Here is a 326-nt window from a genome sequence, read left to right as displayed (position 1 = left end):
AAGGCGCTTGTGGTGCGCGAGGCTACGCGCGCCAGATACCAGTTGCTACCGTTCGGCATCGCGCCCATGCCGGCGCTGTCGCGCCCGACCGGCAGATACTCCTTCTCCAGGAAGCGCGCCAATTTGGCCAGGGCCGGATTGAGCCGGCCGCCGATTTCCGCCTTGTACTCGGCGCCCAGGCTGCGTTTTTCTTCGGAGGAGAAACTGGCCGGCAGGTTCTTGACCGGCGTGTAAAACACACTCGTTTCGGGCGTGGCGCTGACCAGGTTCCGATGCTGCGGCAGGGCCGCCTTGATGATGGCCGTTGGTAACACGACGCCGCTGCG

The 326-nt window shown here is 65.0% G+C and carries 1 protein-coding gene; it reads right to left on the bottom strand.

The window, feature by feature from the left end; genetic code table 11:
* Positions 1–326 (bottom strand): DUF885 family protein (locus D0817_RS27035; protein ID WP_127341019.1); only part of this gene is annotated, 326 nt, incomplete at both ends.

Origin of the sequence: Flavobacterium cupreum (assembly GCF_003996965.1) — a bacterium.
In the GTDB taxonomy this organism is placed as follows: domain Bacteria; phylum Bacteroidota; class Bacteroidia; order Flavobacteriales; family Flavobacteriaceae; genus Flavobacterium; species Flavobacterium cupreum.
This window is presented reverse-complemented; position numbering and strand designations above follow the sequence as displayed.